The organism is Actinacidiphila paucisporea (assembly GCF_900142575.1).
In the GTDB taxonomy this organism is placed as follows: Bacteria; Actinomycetota; Actinomycetes; order Streptomycetales; family Streptomycetaceae; genus Actinacidiphila; species Actinacidiphila paucisporea.
The window spans coordinates 34976-61117 of sequence record NZ_FRBI01000022.1 but is presented as its reverse complement, the minus strand read 5'-3'; the positions used below and the strand labels follow the sequence as shown (position 1 = coordinate 61117).

The 26142-nt window shown below is 73.4% G+C and carries 31 protein-coding genes; 10 read left to right on the top strand and 21 right to left on the bottom strand.

All coding sequences use genetic code 11. The features are described 5' to 3' along the window. The first annotated feature begins 122 nt into the window (after positions 1-122). Positions 123-1418 carry a M14 family zinc carboxypeptidase gene (locus tag BUE44_RS26715; RefSeq protein ID WP_073501555.1) on the top strand — a complete coding sequence of 432 codons (1296 nt, stop codon included), beginning with the start codon at positions 123-125 and terminating at the stop codon, positions 1416-1418. On the opposite strand, the gene BUE44_RS26710 is transcribed toward BUE44_RS26715, so the two are convergent. The 5 genes from BUE44_RS26710 to BUE44_RS26690 form a co-directional block, all read right to left on the bottom strand. Then, the gene (locus BUE44_RS26710; protein WP_073501554.1) at positions 1415-2437 is read right to left on the bottom strand and encodes an aspartate-semialdehyde dehydrogenase; all 1023 of its coding nucleotides are present in this window, start codon (positions 2435-2437) and stop codon (positions 1415-1417) included. The genes BUE44_RS26715 and BUE44_RS26710 overlap by 4 nt on opposite strands. Positions 2438-2532: 95 nt before the next feature. Next, positions 2533-3360: a dihydrodipicolinate synthase family protein gene (locus tag BUE44_RS26705; protein ID WP_073501553.1), complete on the bottom strand. Its 828-nt coding sequence runs from the start codon at positions 3358-3360 to the stop codon at positions 2533-2535. A gap of 37 nt (positions 3361-3397) precedes the next feature. After that, a complete protein-coding gene (locus BUE44_RS26700) occupies positions 3398-4543 on the bottom strand; it encodes a phosphotransferase (protein ID WP_073501552.1) in 1146 nt (381 codons plus the stop codon). 135 nt (positions 4544-4678) lie between these two features. Beyond that, positions 4679-5398, bottom strand: a complete 720-nt coding sequence (locus tag BUE44_RS26695) for an HAD family hydrolase (protein ID WP_079190109.1) — start codon at positions 5396-5398, stop codon at positions 4679-4681. Then, on the bottom strand, positions 5395-6273 hold the full coding sequence (locus tag BUE44_RS26690; RefSeq protein ID WP_073501551.1) for a GntR family transcriptional regulator: 879 nt from the start codon (positions 6271-6273) through the stop codon (positions 5395-5397). The genes BUE44_RS26695 and BUE44_RS26690 overlap by 4 nt, the downstream gene beginning before the upstream one ends. Positions 6274-6590: 317 nt before the next feature. Between BUE44_RS26690 and BUE44_RS26685 the strand changes: the two genes are divergently transcribed. After that, positions 6591-6770: a hypothetical protein gene (locus tag BUE44_RS26685; RefSeq protein WP_143172589.1), complete on the top strand. Its 180-nt coding sequence runs from the start codon at positions 6591-6593 to the stop codon at positions 6768-6770. 48 nt (positions 6771-6818) lie between these two features. Here BUE44_RS26685 and BUE44_RS26680 read toward each other — a convergent pair whose 3' ends face one another. Continuing rightward, the gene (locus BUE44_RS26680) at positions 6819-8075 is read right to left on the bottom strand and encodes a GNAT family N-acetyltransferase (protein WP_073501549.1); all 1257 of its coding nucleotides are present in this window, start codon (positions 8073-8075) and stop codon (positions 6819-6821) included. A 66-nt stretch (positions 8076-8141) separates the two neighbouring features. Next, entirely contained in the window at positions 8142-8726 is a 585-nt protein-coding gene (locus tag BUE44_RS26675; RefSeq protein WP_073501548.1) for an RsiG family protein, read from the bottom strand. 376 nt (positions 8727-9102) lie between these two features. On the opposite strand from BUE44_RS26675, the gene dtd reads away from it, so the two are divergent. Next, a complete protein-coding gene (gene dtd, locus BUE44_RS26670; RefSeq protein WP_073501547.1) occupies positions 9103-9528 on the top strand; it encodes a D-aminoacyl-tRNA deacylase in 426 nt (141 codons plus the stop codon). A gap of 12 nt (positions 9529-9540) precedes the next feature. Here dtd and ygfZ read toward each other — a convergent pair whose 3' ends face one another. From ygfZ to BUE44_RS26640, 6 genes are all read right to left on the bottom strand, one after another. Next, positions 9541-10509 (bottom strand): CAF17-like 4Fe-4S cluster assembly/insertion protein YgfZ, encoded by a 969-nt coding sequence (gene ygfZ, locus BUE44_RS26665; protein ID WP_073501546.1) that lies wholly within the window; start codon positions 10507-10509, stop codon positions 9541-9543. Positions 10510-10626: 117 nt separating this feature from the next. Further along, positions 10627-11058 (bottom strand): Fur family transcriptional regulator, encoded by a 432-nt coding sequence (locus BUE44_RS26660; RefSeq protein WP_073501545.1) that lies wholly within the window; start codon positions 11056-11058, stop codon positions 10627-10629. A gap of 100 nt (positions 11059-11158) precedes the next feature. Beyond that, complete coding sequence (locus BUE44_RS26655) at positions 11159-11722, bottom strand: FABP family protein (protein ID WP_073501544.1); 564 nt, start codon at positions 11720-11722, stop codon at positions 11159-11161. Positions 11723-11922: 200 nt separating this feature from the next. Next, entirely contained in the window at positions 11923-12759 is an 837-nt protein-coding gene (locus tag BUE44_RS26650; RefSeq protein WP_073501543.1) for a hypothetical protein, read from the bottom strand. Beyond that, positions 12759-13628, bottom strand: a complete 870-nt coding sequence (locus BUE44_RS26645; protein WP_073501542.1) for a hypothetical protein — start codon at positions 13626-13628, stop codon at positions 12759-12761. The genes BUE44_RS26650 and BUE44_RS26645 overlap by 1 nt, the downstream gene beginning before the upstream one ends. After that, positions 13625-14404, bottom strand: coding sequence for a hypothetical protein (locus BUE44_RS26640; protein ID WP_073501541.1), 780 nt, complete (start codon positions 14402-14404; stop codon positions 13625-13627). Before BUE44_RS26640 ends, BUE44_RS26645 begins: the two co-directional genes overlap by 4 nt. Before the next feature lie 198 nt (positions 14405-14602). Here BUE44_RS26640 and BUE44_RS26635 point away from each other — a divergent pair, with 198 nt between their 5' ends. After that, positions 14603-14965, top strand: a complete 363-nt coding sequence (locus tag BUE44_RS26635; RefSeq protein ID WP_073501540.1) for a DsrE family protein — start codon at positions 14603-14605, stop codon at positions 14963-14965. 19 nt (positions 14966-14984) lie between these two features. On the opposite strand, the gene BUE44_RS26630 is transcribed toward BUE44_RS26635, so the two are convergent. The 8 genes from BUE44_RS26630 to BUE44_RS26595 form a co-directional block, all read right to left on the bottom strand. Then, positions 14985-15278 (bottom strand): DUF3099 domain-containing protein, encoded by a 294-nt coding sequence (locus BUE44_RS26630; protein WP_073501539.1) that lies wholly within the window; start codon positions 15276-15278, stop codon positions 14985-14987. Positions 15279-15406: 128 nt separating this feature from the next. Next, positions 15407-15697, bottom strand: a complete 291-nt coding sequence (locus tag BUE44_RS26625; RefSeq protein WP_069466740.1) for a DUF1416 domain-containing protein — start codon at positions 15695-15697, stop codon at positions 15407-15409. A gap of 20 nt (positions 15698-15717) precedes the next feature. After that, the gene (locus tag BUE44_RS26620; protein WP_073501538.1) at positions 15718-16554 is read right to left on the bottom strand and encodes a sulfurtransferase; all 837 of its coding nucleotides are present in this window, start codon (positions 16552-16554) and stop codon (positions 15718-15720) included. A 161-nt stretch (positions 16555-16715) separates the two neighbouring features. Beyond that, positions 16716-16796, bottom strand: coding sequence for a putative leader peptide (locus BUE44_RS39845; RefSeq protein WP_355342331.1), 81 nt, complete (start codon positions 16794-16796; stop codon positions 16716-16718). Between the two features lie 125 nt (positions 16797-16921). After that, positions 16922-17623, bottom strand: a complete 702-nt coding sequence (locus BUE44_RS26610) for an LmeA family phospholipid-binding protein (protein ID WP_073501537.1) — start codon at positions 17621-17623, stop codon at positions 16922-16924. A 125-nt stretch (positions 17624-17748) separates the two neighbouring features. Further along, positions 17749-19059: a hypothetical protein gene (locus BUE44_RS26605; RefSeq protein ID WP_073501536.1), complete on the bottom strand. Its 1311-nt coding sequence runs from the start codon at positions 19057-19059 to the stop codon at positions 17749-17751. After that, the gene (locus tag BUE44_RS26600) at positions 19056-19349 is read right to left on the bottom strand and encodes a MoaD/ThiS family protein (protein ID WP_200804530.1); all 294 of its coding nucleotides are present in this window, start codon (positions 19347-19349) and stop codon (positions 19056-19058) included. Before BUE44_RS26600 ends, BUE44_RS26605 begins: the two co-directional genes overlap by 4 nt. A 184-nt stretch (positions 19350-19533) precedes the next feature. Beyond that, positions 19534-20361 carry an alpha/beta hydrolase family protein gene (locus BUE44_RS26595; protein WP_079190108.1) on the bottom strand — a complete coding sequence of 276 codons (828 nt, stop codon included), beginning with the start codon at positions 20359-20361 and terminating at the stop codon, positions 19534-19536. Positions 20362-20470: 109 nt separating this feature from the next. Between BUE44_RS26595 and BUE44_RS37620 the strand changes: the two genes are divergently transcribed. From BUE44_RS37620 to BUE44_RS26570, 6 genes are all read left to right on the top strand, one after another. Beyond that, on the top strand, positions 20471-20614 hold the full coding sequence (locus BUE44_RS37620; RefSeq protein WP_159450305.1) for a hypothetical protein: 144 nt from the start codon (positions 20471-20473) through the stop codon (positions 20612-20614). After that, complete coding sequence (locus tag BUE44_RS26590) at positions 20611-21393, top strand: response regulator transcription factor (RefSeq protein ID WP_073501535.1); 783 nt, start codon at positions 20611-20613, stop codon at positions 21391-21393. Before BUE44_RS37620 ends, BUE44_RS26590 begins: the two co-directional genes overlap by 4 nt. Positions 21394-21436: 43 nt before the next feature. Then, a complete protein-coding gene (locus tag BUE44_RS26585) occupies positions 21437-22462 on the top strand; it encodes a LacI family DNA-binding transcriptional regulator (protein WP_073501534.1) in 1026 nt (341 codons plus the stop codon). Positions 22463-22705: 243 nt separating this feature from the next. Continuing rightward, on the top strand, positions 22706-23848 hold the full coding sequence (locus BUE44_RS26580; protein WP_073501533.1) for a S1C family serine protease: 1143 nt from the start codon (positions 22706-22708) through the stop codon (positions 23846-23848). A gap of 80 nt (positions 23849-23928) precedes the next feature. Then, positions 23929-24690 (top strand): response regulator transcription factor, encoded by a 762-nt coding sequence (locus BUE44_RS26575; protein WP_073501532.1) that lies wholly within the window; start codon positions 23929-23931, stop codon positions 24688-24690. After that, on the top strand, positions 24687-26111 hold the full coding sequence (locus BUE44_RS26570; RefSeq protein WP_073501531.1) for a sensor histidine kinase: 1425 nt from the start codon (positions 24687-24689) through the stop codon (positions 26109-26111). Before BUE44_RS26575 ends, BUE44_RS26570 begins: the two co-directional genes overlap by 4 nt. Positions 26112-26142: the final 31 nt, after the last annotated feature.

Below are 26142 nucleotides of genomic sequence, written 5' to 3'. Positions count from 1 at the left end.
GAAGTCAACTCCCCTGCGTTGCAACCGACTTGGACAGAGAGGGGACTCGGCATGGCGAGCACCATCGTCATCAGGCAGCTGGACAAGAAGGAAACCACCGGCGACAGCAACTCCAACGGGACGTGAGCCATTCCACGGTCGATGCGTATCCGGGCGTCGCGGGGGTCGTCGCAGCGGCCTCCGCGTTGGTCCGGTTCCGGCCGGGACTGTGCACCCTGCGGGTGGCCGGCCGGTCGCGGGAGGGCCGCCCGCTGCATCTGCTCACCGTCGGCCTCGACCGGCCCCGGGTGCGCAACGTCCTGGTCGTCGCGGGGCCGCACTCCGACGAACGGGTCGGCGCCGCGAGCGCGTTGCGGATCGCCGAACGCGTCGCGCTCGACCCGCGCCTGCACGTCGGCTCCGGGGCGGCCTGGCACTTCCTGCTCTGCCTCGACCCCGACGGCACCGCCCGCAGCGAAGCAGGGCCCGCCGTCCGCCGCACCCCCGCCGAGCACTTCCGCCACGCCTTCCGGCCGCCGGCCGACGAGCAGCCGGAATGGGCGCCCTCGATCCGCCCGGCCGACGACCAGCTCCCGGAGTCGCAGACGCTGATCGGGCTCATCGACGAGCTGCGCCCGGTGCTCCAGTGCTCGTTGCACGGCAACGACATCGGCGGCAGCTGGGTCCAGCTCACCCGGGACCTGCCCGGGCTCGCCGAGCGCCTGGGCAAGCTCTCCGCCGAGCGGGACGTGCCCGTGCAGACCGGCACGTACGACGCCCTCTACTGGCGCTCCTCCGGCCCCGGCGTCTACCTCATGCCGAGCCCCGGCGAACGCGCCCAGTTCGACAGCCTGCCCGAGGACGTCAGCCGGTCCACGTGGATACGGCCGCACGCCTACGGCGGGATGACCGCGCTGTTCGAGGTGCCGATGTGGACCAGCCCCGGCGTCTGCGACTCCAGCCCCCACCCCGACCCCGCCCGCGCCCTCGCCGACCTCGCGGTCCTGCTGCGGCACCAGTCCCGGCTGAACCGCGCCCTGCTCTCCGAGGTGCGGCAGACGGTGCCGCACCTCGGGGCCGACGAGGCACGACTGCTGCGCGTCGCCGACGGGCTCGTCGCGATGGGCCCGCGGGTCGCCGAGGAGTGGGAAGGGCTGTATCCGTCGCCCGTGCGGCTGTCCTGCGCGCACGTGGCCGCGCTGGACATCGCGGCCCGCCGCATGTCGCTGCGGGCCGCGGGCGCCCTGCTCCAGCTCCTCGGGACCTCCGCCCTGCTCGGGGCGGCGCGCCTGCGCGTCGCCGCCTCGCGCCGGCTCTCCCGCTGGGCGGACGAACTGGCCGCGAGCCACGGCCTCACCTGGCTCCCCGTCCCGACCCAGGTCGACCTGCAGTCCAAGACCGCCCTCACGGCCTTCCGCCTCCTGCGGGACAGCGCTTAGAGTCCGGCGGCGACCAGCTCGGCGATCTGGACGGCGTTCAGCGCGGCGCCCTTGCGGAGGTTGTCGTTGGACAGGAAGAGCGCCAGGCCGTGCTCGACGGTCTCGTCGCGGCGGATGCGGCCGACGTAGGAGGGGTCGCGGCCGGCGGCCTGGAGCGGGGTGGGGATCTCCGACAGCTCGACCCCCGGCGCCTGCGCGAGCAGCTCCCGCGCCCGCTCGACGCTGATCTCGCGGGCGAACCTCGCGTTGACCTGGAGGGAGTGGCCGGCGAAGACCGGCACCCGGACGCAGGTGCCGGACACCTTGAGGTCGGGGATCTCCAGGATCTTGCGGGACTCGTGCCGCAGCTTCTGCTCCTCGTCGGTCTCGAAGCTGCCGTCGTCGACCAGGGACCCGGCGAGCGGGACGACGTTGAAGGCGATGGGCCGGGCATAGACGGCGGGCTCGGGGAAGGTGACCGCGTCGCCGTCGAAGGTGAGGCGGTCGGCGTCGCCGACGACCTCGCGGGCCTGGCCGTGCAGCTCGGCCACGCCGGACAGGCCGGAACCGGAGACGGCCTGGTAGGTGGTGGCGACCAGCGCCACCAGGCCGGCTTCCTGGTGCAGCGGCTTGAGCACCGGCATCGCGGCCATCGTGGTGCAGTTCGGGTTGGCGACGATGCCCTTGGGGCGGTCGGCCAGGGCGTGCGGATTGACCTCGGAGACGACCAGCGGGACGTCGGGGTCGCGGCGCCAGGCGGAGGAGTTGTCGATCACGACGGCGCCCTGGGCGGCGACCTTCTCCGCGAGGGCGCGGCTGGTGGCGCCGCCGGCCGAGAAGATCACGATGTCGAGGCCGGTGTAGTCGGCGGTACCCGCGTCCTCCACGATGACCTCGCCGCCGTCCCACGGCAGCGTGCGGCCCGCGGACCGCGCCGAGGCGAAGAGCCGCAGCTCCTTCACCGGGAAGGCGCGCTCGGCCAGCACCTTGCGTACGACTCCGCCGACCTGCCCGGTCGCTCCGACGATTCCGATCCTCATGCGGTCTCTCTCCGATCTGCTGGCGCCCGTCCGCGGCGCTGGGTGTGCCCGCCCGTTCGAGTATCACCGCAGCGGCGGGCGGGCGGCGAATGGTTTCAGGTGCCGAGACGTACGCCCGCCAGCGCCCGCGGGCCCGCGGGCAGCAGCGGCAGCCGTACGTCGGGGGTCGGGATGCGGCCCTGCGCGTGCAGGGCGGCCTTGATCACCGTCGGGTTCGGCTCCCGGAAGAGCGCGGCGGCCCGGGCGGCGAGGCGGTGGCCGAGCGCCCGGTCGCCGGTGGCGGCCAGCTCGGCCCACGCGGCGGTGTCCAGATGCGCGGAGGCGGTGACGGCGCCGGTCGCGCCGAGGGCGAGCAGCGCGGGCGCGAAGACGTCGTCGCCGGCGAGCACGTCGAAGCCGGCCGGGCGGTCGCCGAGCAGGTCGACGGTCTCGGCGTCGATGCCGCCGACCGCGTACTTCACCCCGGTCACCCCGGGGATCGCGGCCAGCTCCCGCAGCGCGCGGGCGGTGAGCTGCTGGCCGGTGCGGGCGGGGACGTGGTAGACGAGCAGCGGTACGCCGCTGCGCGCAGCCAGCGCGGTGAAGTGCGCGACGACCCCGGCTTCACCCGGACGGGTGAAGGCCGGCACGGTCGCCAGGGCCGCGTCGGGCGCCGTCTTCCACCGTCCGAGCCCGCGCCGCCCGTCCCCCACCCCGACCACGAACCGCGCCCCGGCCCGCCGGCAGACCCGCCCGACCACCTCGACGACCCGGTCCCGCTCCTCGTCGTCCAGGCTCCCCGGCTCCCCGGTCGTCCCGAGCGCCACCAGTCCCCGCGCCCCGTCCGCCAGGACCTCCTCGGCGAGCGCTTCGAGCGCGTCGTGGGCGATGCCGCCCGCGGCGGTGAAGGGGGTGACGAGCGGTACGTACAGGTCCGGGGTCATGGGGCGAGTCTCGCCCGGCCGATTGCGGTAGGTCCAGTTAAATCTCGTGCCGTGAATCGTTAAGGATCTCTGATCTGTGGGAAGCCAGCCATGCCTCGAACGCCGCCTCCACCGCCACCACCGGCGGCACCTTCTCCATCCCCAGCGGCTCCCGCGCCGCCACCAGCGCCCGGTGCACGACGGCCGCCACCCGCCTCAGCGGAGCGCCGTCCGGGTGCTCGGCGAGGCGGGCGGCACCGCGGATCACGTCGGTGCAGACCGACTGGACGCGTTTGAAGGCGCGGTAGTGCGGCAGGTCCGCCTCCAGCCCGCGGGCCGCGTCCGCACCGACGGCCCGGCGCCAGCGGCGGATCACGTCACCCTCCTGGTCGGCCCGGTAGTCCATCAGATGCAGATGCGTGGCCAGGTCGTAGAGCGGGTCGCCGATCAGCGCCAGCTCCCAGTCGATGGCCCACAGCGCGCCCCTGCGGTCGACCACCAGGTTCTTGCGGTGCAGGTCGCCGTGCAGCAGGCGGGGTGCGCGGGGCGTGAGGGGCGGCACCCGGTGCGGCAGGCCGGTCACCGTCTCGTCGCTCACGCCGAGGTCCTCGAACAGGCCGCCCAGCCGCGGCCGGTGGGGCAGGTAGATGTGGCCGACGGCGAAGTGCAGCAGCTCGCGCAGGAAGCCGACCGACGCGCGGTCACCGGCGCCGCCCGCGTCCTCCGCGCCGCCCACACCGCCCGCGCCGCCCGCACCGTCCGCGCAGTCGCAGGAGGACCGCCCCTCCGCGAGCAGCGGCTCCGGGTCGATCGCGGCCAGTGCGGCGAACAGCTCCTCCAGTTGCCCGAGGACGCGCTCGGGCACCCGCTCGGCGGCCGCGGGCAGCCGGTCGAGGGTGACGCCCTCGATGAACTCCGCGAAGGTCAGCGTGTCGCCGGCCACCCGGTGGCGCATCACCCGCGGCACATGCGGCAGCCGGCCCTGCAACCGCTGCAGCAGCAGGTCCTCCGACGGGAAGAACCGCATGTCGTACCAGAAGACCCCGGGCCGCGGCTCACGCAGCTTGAGCCAGGTGACGTCGCCGGCCAGCGGTGACCCACGGTCCAGCCGTACGGCGAACGAGTAGTGGTGGTTGCCCTTGAGCGGCCCTTCCACCCAGTCCGCCCCCACGGCGGCGGCACGGGCGCCGACTCCCCGGGTCATAGAACTCCTCGACTGCGCGGTGAACCAGGTGACGCCACGACCGGCCGAGCCGCCGCGTGGAGTGGAGGGTAGTGCCGGCACGGTGTCCGCCGCGCGCTCGCCGGGAAGCCGTCCGCCACCAGAGGGCGGTCCGGGCTACGCGACGGCTGCCGCCTGGTACACGTGCACGAGCGAGTCGACCATGTGCTTGACGCCGGCGTCCGCCAGCTGCCGCTGCTTCCTGGCGTCCTTGGCATAGCCGAGGAAGGCGACACCGGCGGCGCAGGCGGCCTCGTAGTCGCGCGGGGAGTCGCCGATCATCAGGCATTCGCCGGGGCCGGTGCCCGTGCTGCGCATCGCCTCCCACAGGCAGGAGGGATGCGGCTTCATCAGCCGGGGGTCGGCCGCCCTGCCGTGCACATGGGGCCCGAAGCAGGCCGCCAGGCCGCGCATGTCGAGATAGCTCACGACCGCCGCCGCCGAGTTGTTGGTCGTGACGGCGACGGCCCTGCCGCGTGCGGCCAGCCGCCGCACCAGGGAGTCGGCGTACGGCGTCGGGCGGGCCGAGGCGACCGCTATGGCCTCCTGATCGGCCAGCAGCTTGTCCAGTTCCGCGACCCGGTGGTCGTGTCGCGAGCCGTCGAACGCGGTCGCCACGTCGAGCAGGATCTGCATCGGGTCGGTGCGGTCGGTCAGGTCGGGCGCCTGCGGCCACGACGCGATACGGGTGTTCAGCGCCGCCGCCACCTCGGTCGCCTCGTGCCCGCCGAAGACCGAGGTCAGTGGACCGTCGAAGTCGAACAGGACGCAGTGGGCAGCGGCCAGCAGCTCCGTGAGCGTGTCGACCGTGGTGCGCGGGGTCAGGTGCGAGGTCACTCAAAGAGTGTCAACGGCTTGGCGATCGTTGACCAGAGCGAGTCGAACCAGCGCTGCGAGCTGCGGACGTAGGCCGCGCCCTGGTCGTCGTCGGTCGCCGCCGAGTAGTGGAAGAGGGTGGCGTCCAGTCCGAGGACGTCGTAGATCTCCGCCTCCTGCGTGCCGAAGGGGACGCTGCGCCTGACCACCTCGTAGTAGCCGTACAGCGCGTCGGTGCCGTTGAGCAGGTACAGCTTGTGCATCGGGGTGACCGGGATCGTCCTGATGTGCACCGCCACATCCGCCACGTGCCCGGAGTCGGCGAGCGCGCCCACCGCGCTCTGCAGGGTGATCGCCTGGCTGATCGTCAGCGTGCGGAGTCGGCGCAGCGGCCGGTCGTCCGCCTCGTCGTCCACCGACTTGGGCAGCGCGAGGTCCGCGTCGGGCGACGGCAGCAGCAGCCGTACGGCGATCGAGTCCGGGCGCAGCTCACCGGTCCGCACCCGGTGGAGCGGGCCCTGGAGCGCGGAGTTGAGCGTCTCGGCGGTCAACGAGAAGGAGTCCAGGGTGATGTCGGCCGCCTCGAAGGCGGCGTCCACGTAGGTGGTCAGGCCGACGCCCGCCGGCTCGGGCGACGAGTGCGCCGCGGACCGGTCGAGGACGTAGGAGCCGCGGCCCTGCTGGGAGTCGATCAGGCCCTCCCGCCGCAGCTCGTCGAGCGCGCGCTGCACGGTGGCGCGGGACACCTCGAAGCGCCGCACCAGCGCCGCCTGGGTGGGCAGTTGGGCTCCCGACGCGAACCTGCCCTCTCCTATGTCGCGGCGCAGCTCCCAGGCGATCCGCAGATACGGCACGTCGGGCGGACTTCCGCTCACAGCCGACTCGTGCAGGCTCATGGCAACAGCGTACAACCCTCTGTCAACTTTGGGACTTGACTGAGATTCGTTTTGCGATCTCCGCCAAGTGGCACAACATGATTGCCGGGCATCAATCAACTTCTGCGATTTGACCGGAAGTTGGCGAAGTTGACCAAGCAGGCTCGGCCCACACGCCCGTCCAGTGCCGCACGAGCGTCAGCCGACATCCGGGTGCCGGCAGCCAAGCCGGGCAGGTGCGGGCCCGGGACCCGCTGGGCGCCGACAAGTCGGGGACCTAGCGTCGTCGCCATGGAGGGAAGAAGACCACGTCAGTCGCCCAGGAGGGGGTGAGGGCGATGCTGTTAACGGAACTGTTGGTCTGGCTGGTGCAGCAGGGGCTGGAGAACCGCTACGGCCCGGTCATGGGAGCGGGACTCCTGTTCTGCGGGATCGGGTCGCGGTCCCGCAGGCACGGCACGCAGGCATGGTGCGCCGGCGGCATCCTGATCGCGCTGGCCTATCTCGCGCAGCACTGAGCCCCCGGGGCCGAGAGGCCCGGGGGCTCTGCACATGCCCGGCGGGGGTCAGAAGACCTCGGGGCACCACGGGCGGCGCGGGGTGCGGAAGAGGTGGTCGGCGATGGCGGCGGCCTCGGGGCGGTGCTCGGCCACCAGGCCGAGGGCCGCGAGGCGCAGGGCGGACTCGTCGCCGAGGTAGAGGCGGGCGAGGGTGGCCACGTCCAGGCTCAGGTCGGGGGCCGCGGACGGCGCCGGGGTGCAGCGCGGGGCGGCGCCCGGGGCGGTCTCCAGGCGGAAGGTGCCGCCGGCCAGGCCCGCCGGGTCGTGGACGTCCAGCACGAGGTCCGCGGCCAGCGGGGCGTAGCCGCGGGCGGACAGGGCGACGGGGATGTCGAGCAGCCGCAGCCACATGTAGTCGGCGAAAGTCTTGGTGCGGGCGGCGCGGGGGTCGCCGAGCAGCAGCGGGAGGATGTCGTCCGGCGCGCGGTGGCCGGACTTGAGCCGCACCACCCAGTCCAGCGAGAGCAGGTAGCGCCACAGGGCGGCGTCGGCGACCGGGGTGGCGGCGATCTGCCAGAGCACCTCGGCGTCGGCATTGGGCAGCTTGTCCGGCCAGTACGGGTCGTTGACCTGATACGCGGTCATGCCGTCGACCTCGCCCTCCGCATTGCGGTAGACGGCGAAGAAGGACTCCTTGTAGCCGAACGAGGGCAGGACGATCGCGCCGGTGGCGCGGTCCCACCAGCGCGCGTCGCGACTGATGGCGCCGACGGTACGGGTGCGGACCCGCTCGTGCAGCGCCGGGCCGAGCGCGCGCACCTCGGCGGCGCTGATCAGCTCCACGGTGCCCTCGGCCGGGTCGGGTCCCGTGTACCGGCGGTCCAGGGCGGTCCTGGGTACGTCGACCTCCCACTCGGTGACCCAGGTGGCGGGGCCGAAGCCGTAGCGCCCGTAGATCGGGTATTCGGCGGCGACAAGGATCGACACGGCCTCGCCGCGCTCCTTGGCCGCGGCGAGGTCGGCGGCCATCAGCCCGCTGGCCAGGCCGCGGCGGCGGTGGGTGGCGGTCACGGTGACGTTCGTGACCGCGGAGGCGGACACCGAACCGCCGCCCGGCACGGTCAGGTCCCGGGCCATGCTGCGCAGGGTCGCCACGCACCGGTCCCCGTCGAAGGCGCCGCGCGTGCGCTCCAGGTCGAAGCCGGGCCGTGCGAGCGCGATCTCCTCGGCGCTGACGGTCTGCGAACGGTGGAAGCCGGTGTGCATCGCCCGCACCCACGTGCCGACCTCGGACTCGGTGATCGTGCGTATCTCAATACCCATGTCCGCACGTTACGCAGCCGCGCCCGCGCCCCGCACCCGGTTAACCGGCCCCCTGCCGCCCCCGGTTCAGAACGTCTGGTCGTTCGCGAGCAGGTCGTCGACGTGGGCCTCGCCCTCGCGGTAGCGGCGGGTGATCTCGGCCGAGCAGTCGTCGACGGTCTGCTGGAGGCGCTGCCGGTGGCCGGAGACCTGCTGCTCGTGGCGGGCCAGCCGGCCCATCGCGGCATGCAGCTCCGGGTCGGTGCGGGCGTCGAGGTCGGACAGCTCGACCTCGGCGAGCATGTCGGCGGCGAGCCGCTGGACCCGGGGGCTCAGCGGGGTGCCCAGCGTGACGTGCCGGGCGGAGCGGACCCGGGACGGGCCGTCGGCGAGGATCTCCGGGAGCCGGTCGAGCACCGGCGCGTCCGGGCCGCCGGGCAGCCCCTCGGCCGAGGTGCCCGCCCTGCGGCTCAGCTCGGCCCGCAGGATGTCGATCCGCCCGTGCAGCAGCCTGCGCAGATACGACAGGTCGGCCTCCTCGCGCTGGGCGTCCCCGCGCAGGGTGCGCAGCGCCGCCAGGTCGAGGTCGCCCAGGCCGGCGGCCGCGGTGTCCGCCAGCGGGCCGCGGGGCGCGGGCGGGCGGGACGGCCCTGGTGCGTCGGCCTTCAGCATGCGGTGGCCCTTCCTGGTGGGCGCCGGGGGTGGCACCGCCGGCGCTGCGGCCCGCGGTGCCGGGAGTCTGTCCGGCGCCGGATGTGGTCATACCTGTCGTCACCCGCCCGCAGCAGCCCCGGCGTGCCGGCCCCTTGACGGGCGGCTCGCACCCGGCGGAAGGCCACGGGAGGGATCCTGCCGTCGATGCTGCCACCTGCTACCGGCACCCCGCAGCGGGTCTGCACCCGAACGGCCGTCGCGACAGTTGTGCGAGGCGGCCGGCCCGGCGCGCGCCGGCGCCCGTACGCGCCCCCCGCAGCCGGTCGCGAGCCCCCCGCGTACGCGCCGCCCACCCGGATACCGGCGGCGTCCGCCCACCCGACACAATGAGGCCATGCGTGCGGTGGCCCAGCGGGTGAGCGAGGCGAAGGTCGTGGTCGACGGGCGGACCGTCGGAGCCGTGCAGGGCCCCGGGCTGTGCGTCCTGGTCGGGGTGACGCACGACGACACCCCGGAGAAGGCCGCGGCGCTGGCCCGCAAGCTGTGGACGCTGCGCATCCTGCCCGACGAGCGGTCCTGCTCCGACATCGCGGCGCCGCTGCTGGTGATCAGCCAGTTCACGCTCTACGGTGACGCCCGCAAGGGCCGCCGCCCCACCTGGAACGCCGCCGCGCCCGGCCAGATCGCCGAGCCGCTGGTCGACGAGGTCGTCGCCCAGCTGCGTGCGCTGGGCGCGACCGTCGAGACCGGGGTCTTCGGCGCCGACATGCAGGTCTCGCTCACCAACGACGGGCCTTTCACCGTCGTCCTGGAGCTGTAGGGCTCCGCCGCGTCAGGGGGCGACGACCGTCTCCTGGGTCGCCGCGGTGTCCTCGGCCAGCAGCGTCGCGCCCTCCGGGGTGTTGCGCTTGACGACCGCGAGCGCGATCGGGCCCAGCTCCCAGTGCCTGGCAGACGAGGTGATCATGCCGACCGCCCGGCCGTCCTCGCCCTCGGCCGCGACCCTTACCTGGGCGCCGTGGCCCGGCAGCCGCACCTCGCTGCCGTCCAGGTGCAGGAAGACCAGCCGGCGCGGCGGGCGGCCCAGGTTGTGCACCCGGGCGACCGTCTCCTGGCCGCGGTAGCAGCCCTTCTGCAGGTGCACAGCCGTCTCCAGCCAGCCCAGCTCGTGCGGGATGGTGCGGTGGTCGGTCTCCAGGCCGAGCCGCGGCCGGTGCGCCTCGATCCGCAGCGCCTCGTGCGCGAGCACCCCGATGGCCGGTCCCGCCTGGGCGGCGAATTCCTCCAGGCGCTCGCGCGGGACGAAGACCTCCCGGCCGTACGGCGTCTCCCGTACGACCCATTCCGCGGGCAGTGCCGTGATCGACCCGGCGGGCAGGTACACGACGGCGAACTGCTCGGAGGCGTCGGCGGTCTCGACCCGGTAGAAGAACTTCATGCTCTCCAGGTACGCCAGCAGCGCCCCCTGCGTGCCGGGCTCGACGTGGATCCAGGTGGTGGCGCCGTCGTCGACCAGGTAGAGGGCGTGCTCGATGTGGCCGTGGGCGGACAGGACGAGCGCCTCGGTGGCCTGCCCGGGCGGCAGGCTCTCCACGTGCTGGGTGAGCAGCAGGTGGAGCCACGACAGGCGGTCGGCGCCGCTGACCGTCACCACACCGCGGTGCGAGAGGTCCACGAAACCGGTGCCGTCGGCGAGCGAGCGCTGTTCACGGAAGAGGTCGCCGTAGTGCGCGGCCACCCCTTCGTCAGGGCCTTCCGCGGGGACGGCGCCGGGCAGCGACAGCAGGGGGCTCTTGGTCATGCCGTCAAGACTACGACCAGGCCGGTCGTATGACCGGATCGGCAGTCCGCGAACGGCGGTGCCGGCAGCCGGGGAAGAGCGCCCGGACCGCGAGCGGCGGGGCTGCGGGCGCCGGGGCTACGAGTCCGCCGCCTTGGCCGCGCAGTCCCGGCAGCGGCCGAAGATGGCGAAGTGCTTCATGTCGGTCTCGAAGCCGAACTCCGACCGCAGCCGCTCCCCGAGCGGCGCCGCCAGGCCCACGTCGGCCTCGGTGACCACGTCGCAGTCGCGGCACACCAGGTGCATGTGGTCGTGCCGGTCCGCGAGGTGGTACGTGGGAGCGCCGTGCCCGAGGTGGGCGTGGCTGACCAGGCCCAGCTCCTCCAGCAGCTCCAGGGTGCGGTAGACGGTGGAGATGTTGACGCCGGACGCGGTCCTGCGCACCTCGGAGAGGATGTTATCGGGTGTCGCGTGCTCCAGGCGCTCGACGGCCTCCAGCACCAGCTGCCGCTGCGGCGTCAGCCGGTAGCCGCGCCGGCGCAGGTCGGTCTTCCAGTCGGTGGTGACCATCCGGCCAGTGTAGGTCGCCCGGCCGGGGCGGGACCGTGCCGCGCGACCGGGGACCGCGGATCGGGTACCCGCCGCCGGCGGCGATCCGGCGGCCGAGCGGCTACTTGAAGAAGGCGATGCCGTCGTCGGGAAGGTCCTTGAGGTCGGCGACCCACTCCCGCGGGTCCACGACCTTCTTCAGGTGCGCCGACATGTACGGGCGCAGCGGCACCGCGGGGGTGGCCTTCTCGCCGACCCACATCAGGTCGCTGTTGACGTAGCCGTACAGCCGCTTGCCGCCGCTGTACTCGGGGGCGAAGGGCAGCCGGGCGACCGCGTCGGTGACCAGGTCGATCTGCGGCTTGCCCTCGGCCAGCTCGCCGGTCCAGATCTCCACCACGCCCTCGTCGCGGGTGGTGGTGACGTCGACCTTGCGGTCCGCGCCGATGCGCCAGAAGCCGGTCTCGCTCTCCAGCGGCCTGACCTTCTTGCCCTCGTCGTCCAGCACCCAGGTGTGCGAGACGTACTCGAGGAACGGCCGGCCGTCGTGCGTGAAGGAGACGGACTGCCCGAAGTTGCACTTCTCCGAGCCCGGGAAGTCGAAGACGCCCGCGCCCTCCCAGCGGCCGAGCAGGAAGACCAGCGGCACGAGGTCGGGGTGCAGGTCGGAGGGGATCTCGATCATGTCAGCGCTGGCCCTGGTAGAGCTTCTTCACCGCGTAGAGGGCGAACGCGGCCACGCCGACGCAGACCAGCACGAGCAGGATGTCGTAGTAGTACTCAATGTGCACGGGTCGTGCTCCTCGCGAGGGCAGCGGGCAGGGCCGCCCACAAGTCTAGTGCGCGGCCCTGCCCCCGGCGCGGTCACCCCACGTGACGTGCCGCTCAGCCGAGCAGCTGGGCCTGCAGCCGTACGGTCTGCCGGAAGGCCTGCTCGGGCACCTCGCCGCCCTTGCGGGTCTGCCGGACCAGGGCCACGGTGTCGCCCGCGGTCACGAAGGCGTAGCGGGACATGCCGGCGCCGTAGGGGGCGGTCTCGCCGTAGCCGGAGATGTCCACGCCCTTGGGGACCGTGCCGTCGGCGAGGCTGTGGTCGACCTTGTCGGTGCTGACGCCCTCCAGCGGCCTGGCGTCCGCGTCCGAGCCGATGACGTTGGCGTAGCCCGCGGAGATCGCCTGCAGCAGATACACCTCGGTCCTGGTGCCGTCGGGCATCGTCCAGGCGCGACCCGCGATGTGCCGCAGGCCCTGGTCCTTGAGGAACAGCTCCTTCTGCGCACCGCCCCCGCCGCTCATCGCCTTCAGGTAGGTGGCCGTCGGCAGCCAGGCCCCGGCGCCGGGGAAGGCCGGGTCGGCGGTCGCGCCCTCGGGCAGCGGGACCAGCAGGGACCGTACGTCGGCGTAGTGGACGCCGCCGGGGTTGCGGGCCGTGTCCAGCGGGCGCGGCTTGCGCGCGGGCAGCTGCGGCAGCGCGAGCGGCGGGTAGACCCAGCGCCCGTCGTCCGGCGTCGCCAGCCCGGGGATCTTCGTGCGTTCCGGGCGCGTCACCGCGTACGCCGTCCCGGCGCCGAAGACCGCGAAGACCAGCAGCACGGACGTCCAGCGCAGCGCGACCCGCAGCCGCGGTGCCATGCCGCGGCTCGGGGCGGCGACGCCCTGCGGCGCGTACGGCGGGGGCGGCGGCAGGTACGGGGGCGGCGGGGGTGCGGAGACCTCGGACATCAGACGCCCTCTCCCGGTGCCTGGATACGGTCGAGCTGCCGGGCCATCAGCGCCACGGCGGCGCTCCTGTCCACCGCGGGGCCCTCGACGCGGAAGGTCACCATCAGGTCCCCCTCGGTGGCCTGGCAGTACAGCGCATCGAGCCAGTCCAGCCGGTCGTCGGCCTTCTTCGTGCTGGGTCCCGGCACCACGCAGACCGCGTGCGGGTGGCCGGGCACCGCCGGGCCCTTGCCGAAGACGTCGGAGCGCTCGCTGAGCTTGCGGAAGGCCTCGGGAGCGGCGCCCGCGGCCAGCTTGTTGCCGACCTGCACGATCGTCAGCTCGTAGGTGTCGCTGCCGTCCTGGCGGCGGAAGGTCCGCAGGGCCGAACCCTTGATGTGCATGGCGTCCAGCTCGGCGTCGACCTGCCGCCGCTCCTTCGCGGTGAGCTGGGAGGCGCCGTCACCACCCTTGGCCATCGACTTGGCCTGGGCGGCGTCGAGCACGGTGTCGTTGCCGTACTGCTGGTCGTCCGGGCCCGGTGCCAGGGACGGCTGCATCGGGAGCAGCAGCTCCCCGAGATCGCCGTAGTGGGTGCCGCCGGCCGTCACCCCGTAGGCCCTGGTGGCCGCGGGGGTGGGCGCGGCGGAGGACACGGCGGAGGGCGTGGCCTTGGCCGCGGGCTCGCCGCCGCCCCTGCCGAACAGCAGGTAGCCGGCGCCGGCCAGGGCCGCGACGGCCAGCAGCGCGCCGGCGACCAGCAGGTCCCGCCGCTCCTTGGACCGGGCGGGCGGGGCGGGCTCGGGCTCGGGCCAGGCGGGGGCCGCGGGCGCGAGGGGCTCGGGCGGGAGGGGGGCCGCGGGCGCCGGCTCCGGGTGCTGCTCGCTCACAGCCGCTCCAGCTGCTTGGTGATCACGGACAGGACGGCTTTCCTCGACACCGGGTGGACCGAGCTCACGAAGACCTGGAGGTAGAGGGAGCCGACCCTGGCCTGGCCCGTGCCGACGTAGACCTTCAGGCCGTGGCCCTCGTCGTAGGGGTCGGCGGAGGGCAGGACCTGGCCGTCGTCGGTGCCGGGGACGGGGGTGGCGTAGTCCTGGTGGTCGCCGTCGCCGCCTTCGTTCTCCCGCAGCATCTGCGAGGTGTACGGGCTCTGGTCGTCGCGGAACTGGATGAGGGTGACATCGGTGTCGGTGAAGGTGCTGCTGCCCACCGTCCAGTGCGCCTCGGCCGCCCGGCGGAAGCCGTTCTGCCCCAGCTCGCCGTATTCGGACGCCGGGTCGCCCCAGTTGTCCGCCACGTCGGCCTGGCTGAGCCAGCCGCGGTCCACCTGCTTGGCGCCCTTGGGCGTCGGCAGGATCAGCTTCAGCAGGTCGGCCTCGTAGACCGCGTCGCGGTCGTCGGCGACCTTGGGCGGGGGCTGCGGCGGGGCCGTGCCCCGGGGCTGGGAGGGAGCGGCGGCGACCAGCGGCGGCAGCGGGGTGGGCGTGCGCCCGCGCTGCACCTGGTAGCCGGCGCCCGCGCCGGCCAGCACGCCGAGCACGGCCGCGGCGGCGACGACCAGCGTCAGCCGGCGGCGGGCCATCGGCCGGTAGGGCTCGGGCGGCGGCGGGACCGAGGACGAGACAAGTTCGGGTTCGAGCAGCAGGGCCGGCGACGGGGTCACGTCCCCGTCCTGACCTGCGTCACGGCGTGCTTCGCCGTCGATGTGTTGCATGGAGCCCCCCCAGGCGAAAGACGCGCAGGCATGCGATCTGCTGCACGCGGATTCGTATTATGTCCAGCCGACGCGCGGCGTCCCTACCAATTTCCGCCTCGTGGAATGTGACCTGTCCCACAAGGTTGCACCGCCTACGCTGGGCGGATGGCGAAGAAGCTCGTGATCAAGGTGACGGCGGGCGCGGACGCGCCCGAGCGGTGCTCGCAGGCGTTCACGGTGGCGGCCGTCGCGGTGGCCAGCGGCGTGGAGGTCTCGCTCTGGCTGACCGGCGAGTCGGCGTGGTTCGCGCTGCCGGGGCGGGCGGCGGAGTTCGAACTGCCGCACGCGGCACCGCTGCCCGACCTGATCGACGCGGTGCTGGCCGGCGGGGGGATCACCCTGTGCACCCAGTGCGCGGCCCGGCGCGACATCACGGAGAAGGACGTGATCGAGGGCGTGCGCATCGCGGGTGCCCAGCTGTTCGTCAGCGAGATCATGCCCGACGGGGTGCAGGCGCTGGTCTACTGACCGCGGCCGCGGCAGGGGGTCATCTGCGGCGGTCCTTGCGGCCCTTGCCCTCCAGCTCGTCCCACCACGCGTCGGACTCCGGGTCCCCGGTGCCCGCGTCCGGATCCTTCTCCTGCGGCTCATCGAACCACCGCTCGTTCGGACCGCGCCGGTTGCCGACGATCGCAGCGATGGGAGGGATGACCGCGGCCACCAGACACATCCCGATGGCGGCCTGCACCGACCAGAGGCGTACGACCGACCATGCCATGACGAACAGCACCACGCAGGTGCTCATCATGGCGAAATAGCGATGACGGCGTCGTGCGTCCACGCTTCAACGGTACGTCCGCCAGGCCGATACCGAAACATCTCGGACAGCGGCCCGGAGGGCCGCACCCCCTTGCGCGGAGTGCGGCCCTCCGGGCCGTGTCAGGTGGCGCCGGGGAGGCCGGAGCGCCGTCAGACGGCGATGGCCACCTCGGCGGCCGCGCCCTGCTGGGCGACGACCGTGCGGTCCACCGTGGCGCCGGGAACCAGCGCGCGCAGCGTCCAGGTGCCGGGCGCCGCGAAGAAGCGGAACTGCCCGGTCGCCGAGGTCGGCACCTCCGCGGTGAACTCGCCACCGCCGTCCAGCAGCCGCACGTATCCGCTCACGGGCTCGCCGTCGCGGGTCACCGAACCCTGGATGATGGTCTCGTTCGCCACGTCAACTCCTGCCAGATCCGGCCCACCGGCCTTGGCTCCACACATTGCGGTCATACCTCCGGGGTTCAGTTGGCGCCGAGTTCGATCGGCACGCCGACGAGCGAGCCGTACTCGGTCCACGAGCCGTCGTAGTTCTTGACGTTGTCCTGGTCGAGCAGCTCGTGCAGCACGAACCAGGTGAGCGCGGAGCGCTCGCCGATCCGGCAGTACGCGATGGTGTCCTTGGCCAGGTCGACGCTCTCGTCCTGGTAGAGCTGGACCAGTTCGGCGTCGGACTTGAAGGTGCCGTCGTCGTTGGCGTTCTTCGACCACGGGATGTTGCGGGCGCTCGGCACGTGGCCGGGGCGCTGCGACTGCTCCTGCGGGAGGTGGGCCGGGGCGAGCAGCTTGCCGGAGAACTCGTCGGGCGAGCGGACGTCGACCAGGTTCAGCGTGCCGATCGCGGCGACCACGTCGTCGCGGAAGGCGCGGATCGCGGTGTTCTGCGGCTTCGCCTTGTAGTCGGTCGCGGGGCGCTCGGGAACGGCGGCGACCAGGTCGCGCGAGTCCAGCTCCCACTTCTTGCGGCCGCCGTCCAGCAGCCGGACGGCCTCGTGGCCGTACAGCTTGAAGTACCAGTACGCGTAGGACGCGAACCAGTTGTTGTTGCCGCCGTAGAGCACGACGGTGTCGTCGTTCGCGATGCCCTTGGCGGACAGCAGCGCCTCGAAGCCGGCCTGGTCCACGAAGTCGCGGCGGACCGGGTCCTGGAGGTCCTTCTTCCAGTCGATGCGGACGGCGTTCTTGATGTGGTTCTTGTCGTACGCCGAGGTGTCCTCGTCCACCTCCACGATGACCACCTTGGGGTCGTCGATGTGGGCCTCGACCCAGTCGGCGTCGACCAGGACGTCACTGCGGCTCATGCTGTTCTCCTCCGGGGCAGTACGGATGGTGCGGTTGCGCGACGCGCGGATGCGGTGTGGTGCGTTGCGGTCAAGCGGCTCGGTCGGCGCTCCACGGCACGGGGCAGGCAGGCTGCGCCGGGGGCCTTGCGGCCGGCTTCGGCGCGGGGGAGCTGCCGCCCCTAGGGCATGCGACAGAGCATGGCGGCGACGCGGCACAGGTCGACTGCCCGCCGCTTCGTGAGATCCGCCTGTCGCTTCATGAGTCCCGATCGTAGGGAAATGAACGCGTTGGTGTCACCGGCGTGTCATATGGCGAGACAAGATTGTCCGCATGGTGGATTCCCTCTTTACCGCCCCCCGAATCCCGGGACAAAGCGGCCCGATCTCAGCCGGCGAGCGTCACGTGCTTCCCGCCGGCCGCCACCGATATGCCCACCGGCGAGGTCGTCAGCGAGGTCAGCGAGATCCCGGACGGCAGGTGGGTCAGCTGCCGCACGAAGTCGATCTGCTGCCTGACGTTGTCCTCCAGGCCCAGCGCGGTCAGCTCCTTGGGCAGGCTCACCGCGTGCAGCCCTATCGAGTCCGCGCCGCGCACGGTCACCTGGCTGAGCACGCTGAGCTTCGCGCCGATGCCGGGGATGGTCCCGGTCAGCCTGACCATCGCCTTGCCGTCCGCGCTGGTGCCCGCCGAGGAGACGGTGATGCCGAGCGGTGCGGCCTTGGACAGGTCCGCGTAGGTGATGAAGGCGACGCCGTCGGCGCTGTCGGCGATCGCCGTGCGGTAGCCGTTGGAGAACTTCACCCCGTGCAGGTGGGCGTCGAAGGTCGCGATCCGCAGGCTCTGCCCGCCGTCCCGCGCCGCGATGTCGTCGGCCGAGATCTTGACGTCGTCCAGCTTCCCGAACGCGGCCTGCGTCAGGAACGGGAAGCCCTCGATCGACACCTTCGGCTTGTGGTCGAGCCCCTCGGTTGCCTGGGCGCGCTCGGCTGCCTTGTTCTGCGCCACGGAGACCGCGATCCGGTCGGCGGCGACGAACAGCCCGCCCAGGACCACCGCCACGATCAGGACTGCCCGCCACACTCGCATGCGCCCGTACTCCCCGGCTCGTTCCGCCCTCGACTTCCGCAACGCCTGACGGGCGGCGGGGGGTCCGCGGTTCCCCCGCGGCACCGATCGTTACCTGCTTCCCGGCCCGGCGGCAGGGAAACCGCTCAGGTCAGCGCCCGGCCCAGAGCGTAGACGACCGGCGCCGCCGCGGTGAGCGGAAGGGCCACGCCCGCCGTGAAGTGGACGAAGCGGGACGGGAAGTCGTAGCTGGCCACCCGCAGGCCGATCAGCGCGCAGGCCCCGCAGCACACCGCGAGCACGATGCCGTCGGCGGAGCCGAGGCCGTCTCCCCCGCCGGTCAACGCGCCGGTGGCCGCGGCCGCCAGCAGGGCGGTCATCAGGGACAGCGGTTCGCCGGGCAGCGGCAGCGCGCGGACGAGGGTCGCGGCGGCCACCGCGACCGCGCCGACGACCACCGGGTCCTTCCCCGCGTCGGAGACCGCGGCCGCCAGATAGCCGCAGGCCAGCACCGTGAGCAGGGTCGAGGCCGAGGTCGCGGTGAGCGAGGACAGCCGCTCGTCGGCGCTGCCGTGGTGGCGCAGTTGCAGCACCAGGACCAGGACCAGCCACACCCCGAGGGTGCCGGCGGCCACCTCGGGCGCGTGGCCGCCGTCGGCGACCAGCATCGCGGCGTCGGCGGTCGCGCCGGCCAGGAAGGCCAGCACGATGCCCTGGCGGGCGGGCCACATGCCGTTGAGCCGGAACCAGCCGGCGGCGGTGACCGCCTGGAGCAGCACCAGGAAGGCCGTCAGGCCCGGCCTGCCGAGCGCGGCCCCGCCCGCGAGCAGCAGGCCCAGGGCCGCGGTGAGGGCGGCGGGCTGGATGCCGGGCGCGATGATCGGCGAGCCCGTACGCCCGTCGGGCCGCACCGGCGCGGTCCTGGCACTCCCCCGGCGCGCGGCACGGCCTCCCGGGCGGGCGGCGGGCTCGTCGCCGATCACCGGCAGGACGGCGGTGTGCTCGGCCCCCTGCGGCTCGGCGGGGTAGGACTGCGGGTCGGCGTAGGCGTGGGCCTGCGGCTGGTGCCAGTCGGCGCCCTGCGGATAGCCGGGCGCCTCGGGCTGATACGCGGCCTGCGCCGGCTCCCAGCCGCCCTGCGGGTATTCCTGCGGCGCCGTCCACGGGTGGGCGGCCGGCGGTGTCGCACCCCAGCCGTCACCGGGCGCGGGGGCGCCGTAGGCCTCACCGTAGGCCTGGCCGTCCTGGGCGGCGGCGTGCCCCGACCAGTCGTCGCCGGCCGGCGGAGCGCCGTAGGCGGCGTCCTGGCCCTGCTGCGGGGGCGGGGCGGCGTGCAGCGGCTCCGGCACGTAGGTGCCGTCGGCGCCGTAGGGGGCCGCGCCGCCGTAGGCCCGCTCGTCGTGACCGCGCCCCTGGCCGTGGCCGTCGCCGTACTCGTACGCGCCGTGGTCGCTCATACCGACCCCCCGGCGAAGGGCGGCAGCACCTCGACGGTGCCGCGGTCCGGCAACGGCACCTGCGCGTGGTCCCGGGTGCCGACCGGGTGGCCGTCGACCAGGAACGAGCAGCGCAGCAGCACGCGGGCGAAGTCCGGCCGCGCGGCGTGCCGCCGCCGGGCCGCGGCCAGCGCGTCGGCGAGCGTGGCCGCGCGGTACGGCTCCTCGGCCGTGCCCGCGGCGGCCTTGGCGGCGGCCCAGTAGCGGATCGTGCCCGCCGCCGGGCGCGCGGCCGTGTCGGTTGCAGCCATCGCGGCTCCGTCCCCTCGTCCTTCGTCGTGCGGGTGGTGCGGGTGGTGCGCGTCGCGCCGGTCGTGATCGTGGTGCCGGCGGCGCCCGTCGCGCCCGTGCCGTGCGTCCGGTACGCCCGCGCTGCCGCCGGTCGTCATACGTCCGTACGCCGGCGCGAACCGCCTCCATCATGGACCGTCGGCGTCACCGCGCTCCAACACGGGCGGTCAGCCACTCGCCGATCCGGCCCAGCAGCGCCTCGTCCGCGGCGTTCTCCGCGTGGCCGAAGCCGGGCTCGATCCACAGGTCCGCGCCGCCCTCGCCCGCCGCGGCGGCCAGGGAGTACGGGTGGTCGAGCGGGAAGTAGCCGTCGCGGTCGCCGTGCACGATCAGCAGCGGCGTCGGCGCGATGTACGGCACCGACTCCACCGGCGAGCGCGGCACCGGGTCCCAGTCGCCCCCGTGGACGCGGGTGCCGAGGCCGACCCGGGAGACCAGCCGGCCGGTGGGCCTGGTCACCACCCAGTGCAGCCGCCGCATCGGCGCCGTACCGCGGTAGTACCAGCGGGCGGGCGAGCTGACCGAGACGACCGCGTCGACCCGGGACAGGCCCGCGTCGGCGTCCGCGCCCGCGTGCCGCAGCACCACGGAGGCGCCCATCGAGAAGCCGACCGCCGCCACCTTGGCGTAGCCCAACCGCCGTGCCCAGCCGACCGCGGCGTCCAGGTCGAGGACCTCGCGGTCACCGACGGTGGAGCGGCCGCCGGAGCGGCCGTGCCCGCGGAAGGAGAAGGTGAGCACCCCGCCGCCGGCCCGCAGCACCGCCGCGGCCCTGCGGACCGCGGGCCGCTCCAGCGCCCCGGTGAATCCGTGCGCGACCACGATGGCCAGATCGCGCCCACCCCCGGCGCCGCTCAGGTGTTCGGCTTCGATCGGTATCCCGTCGGACGTCAACAGAACCGCGCTGCGGCCACCCGAAGTGAGCGGTGAAACACGGAAACGCATGTCCTCGGCCTCGGCAGCGCTGTCCATGTGGGCTATTGTTCCCTGCAAGAGGACCTGGGCAATGCCGCCCCCGGGTCCTTTCGTGCTTTCCGCACGAAATACGTCGTCCTCGCAGGCACCGAGGAGGAGTTCGAAAATGAGCCAGTCCGACCCACCCGGCCGCTCTCCGGTGGCCACGCCACCGCGCCCTGTCCTCCACGATGTGCTGAACCGCGAACTGCTCGACCAGGACGCACTGCACGCCCTTGATGTCCGCACGACCGACGGGAGCCCCCGGTGAGTTCTCTGCTGCTGCTGACCAACGCACTCCAGCCGTCCACCGAGGTGCTGCCCGCGCTCGGGCTGCTGCTGCACAGCGTGCGGGTGGCCCCCGCCGAGGGCCCCGCCCTGGTGGACACCCCGGGCGCCGACGTGATCCTCATCGACGGCCGCCGCGACCTGCCGCAGGTGCGCAGCCTGTGCCAGCTGCTCCGCTCGACGGGCCCCGGATGTCCGCTGATGCTGGTCGTCACCGAGGGGGGCCTGGCCGCCGTGACCGCCGACTGGGGCATCGACGACGTGCTGCTCGACACCGCGGGTCCCGCCGAGGTCGAGGCGCGGCTGCGGCTCGCGATGGGCCGCCAGCAGATCACCGGCGACGACAGCCCCATGGAGATCCGCAACGGCGACCTGTCGGTGGACGAGGCGACGTACAGCGCCAAGCTCAAGGGCCGGGTCCTCGACCTGACCTTCAAGGAGTTCGAGCTGCTGAAGTACCTGGCGCAGCACCCGGGCCGGGTCTTCACCCGCGCCCAGCTCCTCCAGGAGGTCTGGGGCTACGACTACTTCGGCGGTACGCGCACGGTCGACGTCCACGTGCGGCGGCTGCGCGCCAAGCTCGGCGTGGAGCACGAGTCGCTGATCGGCACCGTGCGCAACGTCGGTTACCGCTTCGTCACCCCTGAGAAGGTCGAGCGGGCCGCCGAGGAGGCCGCGCGCAGCGAGGCGGCGCAGGGCCGCGGGACCGGTGCGCGCGACGACCGGCAGGACAGCCGTCCGTCCGCTGAGCAGACCGTATGACGATCCGTGTGACGAGCCGATAGACACGCGTAGACTTCCCGACGTGCCCAAGGTGACGCGCGACGACGTGGCCAGGCTGGCGGGGACCTCCACCGCGGTCGTCAGCTACGTCATCAACAACGGACCCCGGCCGGTAGCCCCGGCCACCCGCGAGCGAGTGCTCGCGGCCATCAAGCAGCTCGGCTATCGCCCGGACCGTGTGGCCCAGGCGATGGCCAGCCGCCGTACCGACCTGATCGGCCTGATCGTCCCCGACGCACGCCAGCCCTTCTTCGCGGAGATGGCGCACGCGGTCGAACAGGCCGCGTCCGAGCGCGGGAAAATGGTGCTCGTCGGCAACTCCGACTACCTCGACGAGCGCGAGGTCCACTACCTGCGGGCCTTCCTCGGCATGCGGGTGTCCGGGCTGATCCTCATCAGCCAGGGACTCAGCGACAACGCCGCCACCGAGATCGACGCCTGGGACGCCCGGGTGGTGCTGCTGCACGAGCGGCCCGAGGCCATCGACGACATCGCGGTGCGCACCGATGACATCGGCGGCGCCCAACTGGCCGTGCGCCACCTGCTGGAGCACGGCCACGACTACGTGGCCTGCCTCGGCGGCACCGAGGTCACCCCGGTGATCGGCGACCCCGTCACCGACCACGTCGTCGGCTGGCGGCGGGCCATGGAGGAAGCCGGGCGGTCCACCGAGGGCCGCCTTTTCCAGGCCCCCTACAACCGCTACGACGCCTACGAGGTCGCGCTCGGCCTGCTGGCAGGACCCGACCGGCCGCCGGCCATCTTCTGCGCCACCGACGACCAGGCGATCGGCGTCCTGCGGGCCGCCCGCGAACTGCGCATCGACGTCCCCGAGCAGCTCGCCGTGGCCGGCTTCGACGACGTCAAGGAGGCGGCACTCGCCGACCCGCCGCTGACCACGGTGGCCTCCGACCGCCAGGGCATGGCCAGAGCGGCCGTGGACGCGGTGCTCGACGACTCCCTGCGGGTCCCGGGCGCCCGGCGCGAGCGCCTCCGCCAATTCCCCTCCCGCCTCGTCCTCCGCGGCTCCTGCGGCTGCCACACCTAGCCTGCGGCTCGCTTCTGCCGACCCGCCGCCCCTGCCCGACGGTGCCACCCGGTGGCTGCGACAGGGGGTGCCCCAAGGGGCGCGTGGGGCAACCCCCAGGCGCAGCTCTGGGGGGAGAACGGAGCGTCCCCGGCGCGCCCGGAGGGGCGAGTAGAGGCCCGATCTTGTTTACATCGGGCATATTGTCAGGGTTCTCAGCGTGTGCTCAGCTGCCTCTCATGTTCTGGGCCCAGAGTCGTTGCCATGACCGAGAGCAGCCGCAACGGCGGCGAACCCCAGCACCCGCAGGACCCGCAGCTTCCGCTCTACTACGGCCAGCAGGCCCCGGTCCCCTCCTCCGCGCCCGAGGGCGAGGGCGAGGCCGAGGCGGCAGGCGCCCACGTCTACGCCGGCTTCCCGCCGCCGCCCCCGCCGTACGGGCCGACCGGCGAAACCGGCGGGCCGGGCGGACCCGGTGAGCCCGGCGGGCACCGGCGGCGGCCCCGCAAGCCCGTCGCCCTCTTCGCCGCCGCCGCGATCGTGGCCGGCGTGCTGGGCGGCGGCATCGGCGCCCTGGTCGGCAACGCCACCGACCACTCGGGCGGCAGCAGCACCGCCACCGGCGGCGGCTCCGCCGTGGTCAACGCCGCCGCGCTGAACGGCACCGTCGCGGGCGTCGTGAAGGCGGTCGACCCCAGCGTCGTGGAGATCAACGCCACGTCCGGCCAGGGCAAGGCCACCGGCTCGGGCGTCATCATCACCGCCGACGGCCAGGTCGTCACCAACAACCACGTCGTCGCCGGCGCCAGCCAGATCAGCGTCACGTACGCCAACGGCAAGACCGCGGCCGCGAGCGTCGTCGGCACCGACTCGGCCAAGGACCTGGCGCTGATCAAGATCCAGGGCGCCAGTGCCCTGCCCGCCGCGACCCTCGGCGACTCCTCCTCCGTCGCGATCGGCGACCAGGTCGTCGCGATCGGCTCCCCCGAGGGCCTGAGCAATACCGTGACCAGCGGCATCGTCTCGGCGCTGAACCGCGACGTGACCGTCCCGGTCGAGAACGGCCAGGGCCAGAGCTTCGGCGGCAGCGGCAGCGGAAGCAGCAGCGGGGGCGCCAACCAGTGGCCGTTCTCCTTCGGCGGCAACCAGTACAACGGCGACACCGGCAGCTCCACCACCACGTACAAGGCGATCCAGACCGACGCCTCCCTCAACCCCGGCAACTCCGGCGGCGCCCTGATCAACATGGCCGGCCAGATCGTCGGCATCAACTCGGCGATGTTCTCCGACTCCTCCTCGTCCGGTTCGTCTTCGTCGTCGTCCGGCAGCGTCGGCCTCGGCTTCGCCATCCCGATCAACACCGTCAAGGCCGACCTCGCGACCCTGCGCGGCGGCGGCACCAACTGAGGCACGCGGACGAGCGGCGCCATGCGACGCTGAGAGGGTCAGCGGCACCACCCATGTCGAGCAGCGAGGTATCCCCCACCATGAGCCCTGGTCACGGCTCCGCCCCCGGCACCGGCGAGTCCGGCGAGGCGCCCGCCCGCATCCTGATCGTGGACGACGAGCCCGCCGTGCGCGAGGCGCTGCGCCGGAGCCTGGCCTTCGAGGGCTACGACACCGAGCTGGCCGCGGACGGCATGGCCGCGCTGGAGACCGCCGACACCTACCGCCCCGACGCGATCGTGCTGGACGTCCTGATGCCGCGGATGGACGGCCTGACGACCGCCCGCCGGCTGCGTGCCACCGGGGTCACCACCCCGATCCTCATGCTCACCGCCCGGGACACCGTCGGCGACCGCGTCACCGGACTCGACGCGGGCGCCGACGACTACCTGGTCAAGCCCTTCGAGCTGGACGAGCTGCTGGCGCGGCTGCGCGCCCTGCTGCGCCGCAGCTCCTACGCCGCCGCGGCGGCGGGCGACTCCGGCGACCACATCCTGGCCTTCGCCGACCTGCGGATGGACGTCACCACCCGCGAGGTCACCCGCGACGGCCACCCGGTGGAGCTGACCCGCACCGAATACACCCTGCTGGAGCTGTTCCTGACCCACCCGCGCCAGGTGCTCACCCGCGAGCAGATCCTGAAGGCGGTGTGGGGCTTCGACTTCGAGCCGTCCTCCAACTCCCTCGACGTGTACGTGATGTACCTGCGGCGCAAGACCGAGGCGGGCGGCATGCGGCGCCTGGTGCACACCGTGCGCGGGGTGGGCTACGTCCTGCGCGCCTCCGACGGCGGCCCCGCGTGAAAAAGCTCGCCCTGCGCTCCCGGCTGACCCTGCTCACCGCGGCCGCCGTGGCGGTCGCCGTGGCGGCAGCCGCACTGGCGTGCTGGCTGATCACCAGGAACCAGCTGGAGGCCCAGCTCGACAAGTCGCTTCGGCAGGGCCAGACCGACGCGGTGCGGCAGCTCCAGCTCACCGCCCCCCGGTTCAGCTGCATCAGCGGCCCGCCCGCCGACCGCGGCCAGTACGGCATCAGCGCGTCCAACGTGTCGGTGCAGCTGGTGCTCGCCGACGGCACCACCTGCTGGGTGTCGGGCAGCGGCACCTTCCCCGTCACCGCCGCCGACAAGGAGGTCGCAGCGACACCGCCGGGCCCCGGTCAGGAGACGTCGGTCACCCACACCGTGACGTCGGGCGGCAAGAAGCTGCGCGTCCACACCTCCACCACCGGCTTCGCATTCAACGGCCAGCCGGCCGCCCTGGCCGTCGCCCGCCCCACCAGTGACGTCACCGACCCGCTCACCACCCTGGCCTGGGTCCTGCTCGCCGTCGCCGGGATCGGCGTGCTCGGGGCCTCCAGTGCCGGCCTGTGGATCGCCCGTACGGGGCTGCGGCCCGTGGACCAGCTGACGGAGACCGTCGAGCACATCGCCCGTACCGAGGACCTCAACGTCCGCATCCCGGTCGAGGGGGAGGACGAGATCGCCAGGCTCGGCAAGTCCTTCAACGCGATGACGTCCGCGCTGGCGTCGTCCCGTGACCGGCAGCAGCAGCTGATCGCCGACGCCGGGCACGAGCTGCGCACCCCGCTGACGTCGCTGCGTACCAACATCGAGCTGCTGGAGCGCAGCGAGGCGACGGGCCGGGCCATCCCGCCGGAGGACCGGCGGGCGCTGCTGGCCTCGGTGAAGGCCCAGATGACCGAACTGGCCGCACTGATCGGCGACCTCCAGGAGCTGTCCCGCCCGGACGCCGCCCCGACCCTCCAGGTCGTCCCGTTGCACGAGATCACCGGTACCGCCCTGGAGCGCGCCCGGCTGCGGGGGCCCGACCTGACCATCACCGCGGACGTGTCGCCGTGGTTCGTGCGCGGCGAGGCGTCGGCCCTGGAGCGGGCCCTGGTCAACCTGCTGGACAACGCGGTGAAGTTCAGCCCGCCCGCCGGCCGCGTCGAGGTGCGGCTGTACGGCGGCCGGCTGACCGTACGCGACCACGGCCCCGGTATCCCGGCCGAGGAACTGCCGCACGTCTTCGAGCGCTTCTGGCGGTCCCCGAGCGCCCGCTCCCTGCCCGGCAGCGGGCTCGGCCTGTCCATCGTGGCCCGGACGGTGCAGCAGTGCGGCGGCACGGTCTCCCTGACGCCGGCCGCGGGCGGCGGCACCGAGGCCACGCTGTATCTGCCGGGCGCCCCCACGGCCCCGCCGGACGAACCGCCGTGGACCTGACCCGTATCAGCATATGAAATGCCTGTCTCAC

Bases quoted from the DNA above. Each gene is read 5' to 3' on its own strand.
- BUE44_RS26650 (WP_073501543.1), bottom strand. From the start codon at position 12,759: ATGTCCGAGGTCTCCGCACCCCCGCCGCCCCCGTACCTGCCGCCGCCC.
- BUE44_RS26575 (WP_073501532.1), top strand. From the start codon at position 23,929: ATGAGCCCTGGTCACGGCTCCGCCCCCGGCACCGGCGAGTCCGGCGAG.
- BUE44_RS26620 (WP_073501538.1), bottom strand. From the start codon at position 16,554: ATGAGCCGCAGTGACGTCCTGGTCGACGCCGACTGGGTCGAGGCCCAC.
- BUE44_RS26635 (WP_073501540.1), top strand. From the start codon at position 14,603: ATGGCGAAGAAGCTCGTGATCAAGGTGACGGCGGGCGCGGACGCGCCC.
- BUE44_RS39845 (WP_355342331.1), bottom strand. From the start codon at position 16,796: ATGAAGCGACAGGCGGATCTCACGAAGCGGCGGGCAGTCGACCTGTGC.
- BUE44_RS26700 (WP_073501552.1), bottom strand. From the start codon at position 4,543: ATGACCCGGGGAGTCGGCGCCCGTGCCGCCGCCGTGGGGGCGGACTGG.
- BUE44_RS26660 (WP_073501545.1), bottom strand. From the start codon at position 11,058: ATGGTCACCACCGACTGGAAGACCGACCTGCGCCGGCGCGGCTACCGG.
- BUE44_RS37620 (WP_159450305.1), top strand. From the start codon at position 20,471: ATGAGCCAGTCCGACCCACCCGGCCGCTCTCCGGTGGCCACGCCACCG.
- BUE44_RS26580 (WP_073501533.1), top strand. From the start codon at position 22,706: ATGACCGAGAGCAGCCGCAACGGCGGCGAACCCCAGCACCCGCAGGAC.
- BUE44_RS26605 (WP_073501536.1), bottom strand. From the start codon at position 19,059: ATGAGCGACCACGGCGCGTACGAGTACGGCGACGGCCACGGCCAGGGG.
- BUE44_RS26610 (WP_073501537.1), bottom strand. From the start codon at position 17,623: ATGCGAGTGTGGCGGGCAGTCCTGATCGTGGCGGTGGTCCTGGGCGGG.
- BUE44_RS26680 (WP_073501549.1), bottom strand. From the start codon at position 8,075: ATGGGTATTGAGATACGCACGATCACCGAGTCCGAGGTCGGCACGTGG.
- ygfZ (WP_073501546.1), bottom strand. From the start codon at position 10,509: ATGACCAAGAGCCCCCTGCTGTCGCTGCCCGGCGCCGTCCCCGCGGAA.
- BUE44_RS26685 (WP_143172589.1), top strand. From the start codon at position 6,591: ATGCTGTTAACGGAACTGTTGGTCTGGCTGGTGCAGCAGGGGCTGGAG.
- BUE44_RS26690 (WP_073501551.1), bottom strand. From the start codon at position 6,273: ATGAGCCTGCACGAGTCGGCTGTGAGCGGAAGTCCGCCCGACGTGCCG.
- BUE44_RS26675 (WP_073501548.1), bottom strand. From the start codon at position 8,726: ATGCTGAAGGCCGACGCACCAGGGCCGTCCCGCCCGCCCGCGCCCCGC.
- BUE44_RS26655 (WP_073501544.1), bottom strand. From the start codon at position 11,722: ATGATCGAGATCCCCTCCGACCTGCACCCCGACCTCGTGCCGCTGGTC.
- BUE44_RS26595 (WP_079190108.1), bottom strand. From the start codon at position 20,361: ATGGACAGCGCTGCCGAGGCCGAGGACATGCGTTTCCGTGTTTCACCG.
- dtd (WP_073501547.1), top strand. From the start codon at position 9,103: ATGCGTGCGGTGGCCCAGCGGGTGAGCGAGGCGAAGGTCGTGGTCGAC.
- BUE44_RS26710 (WP_073501554.1), bottom strand. From the start codon at position 2,437: ATGAGGATCGGAATCGTCGGAGCGACCGGGCAGGTCGGCGGAGTCGTA.
- BUE44_RS26600 (WP_200804530.1), bottom strand. From the start codon at position 19,349: ATGGCTGCAACCGACACGGCCGCGCGCCCGGCGGCGGGCACGATCCGC.
- BUE44_RS26705 (WP_073501553.1), bottom strand. From the start codon at position 3,360: ATGACCCCGGACCTGTACGTACCGCTCGTCACCCCCTTCACCGCCGCG.
- BUE44_RS26625 (WP_069466740.1), bottom strand. From the start codon at position 15,697: ATGTGTGGAGCCAAGGCCGGTGGGCCGGATCTGGCAGGAGTTGACGTG.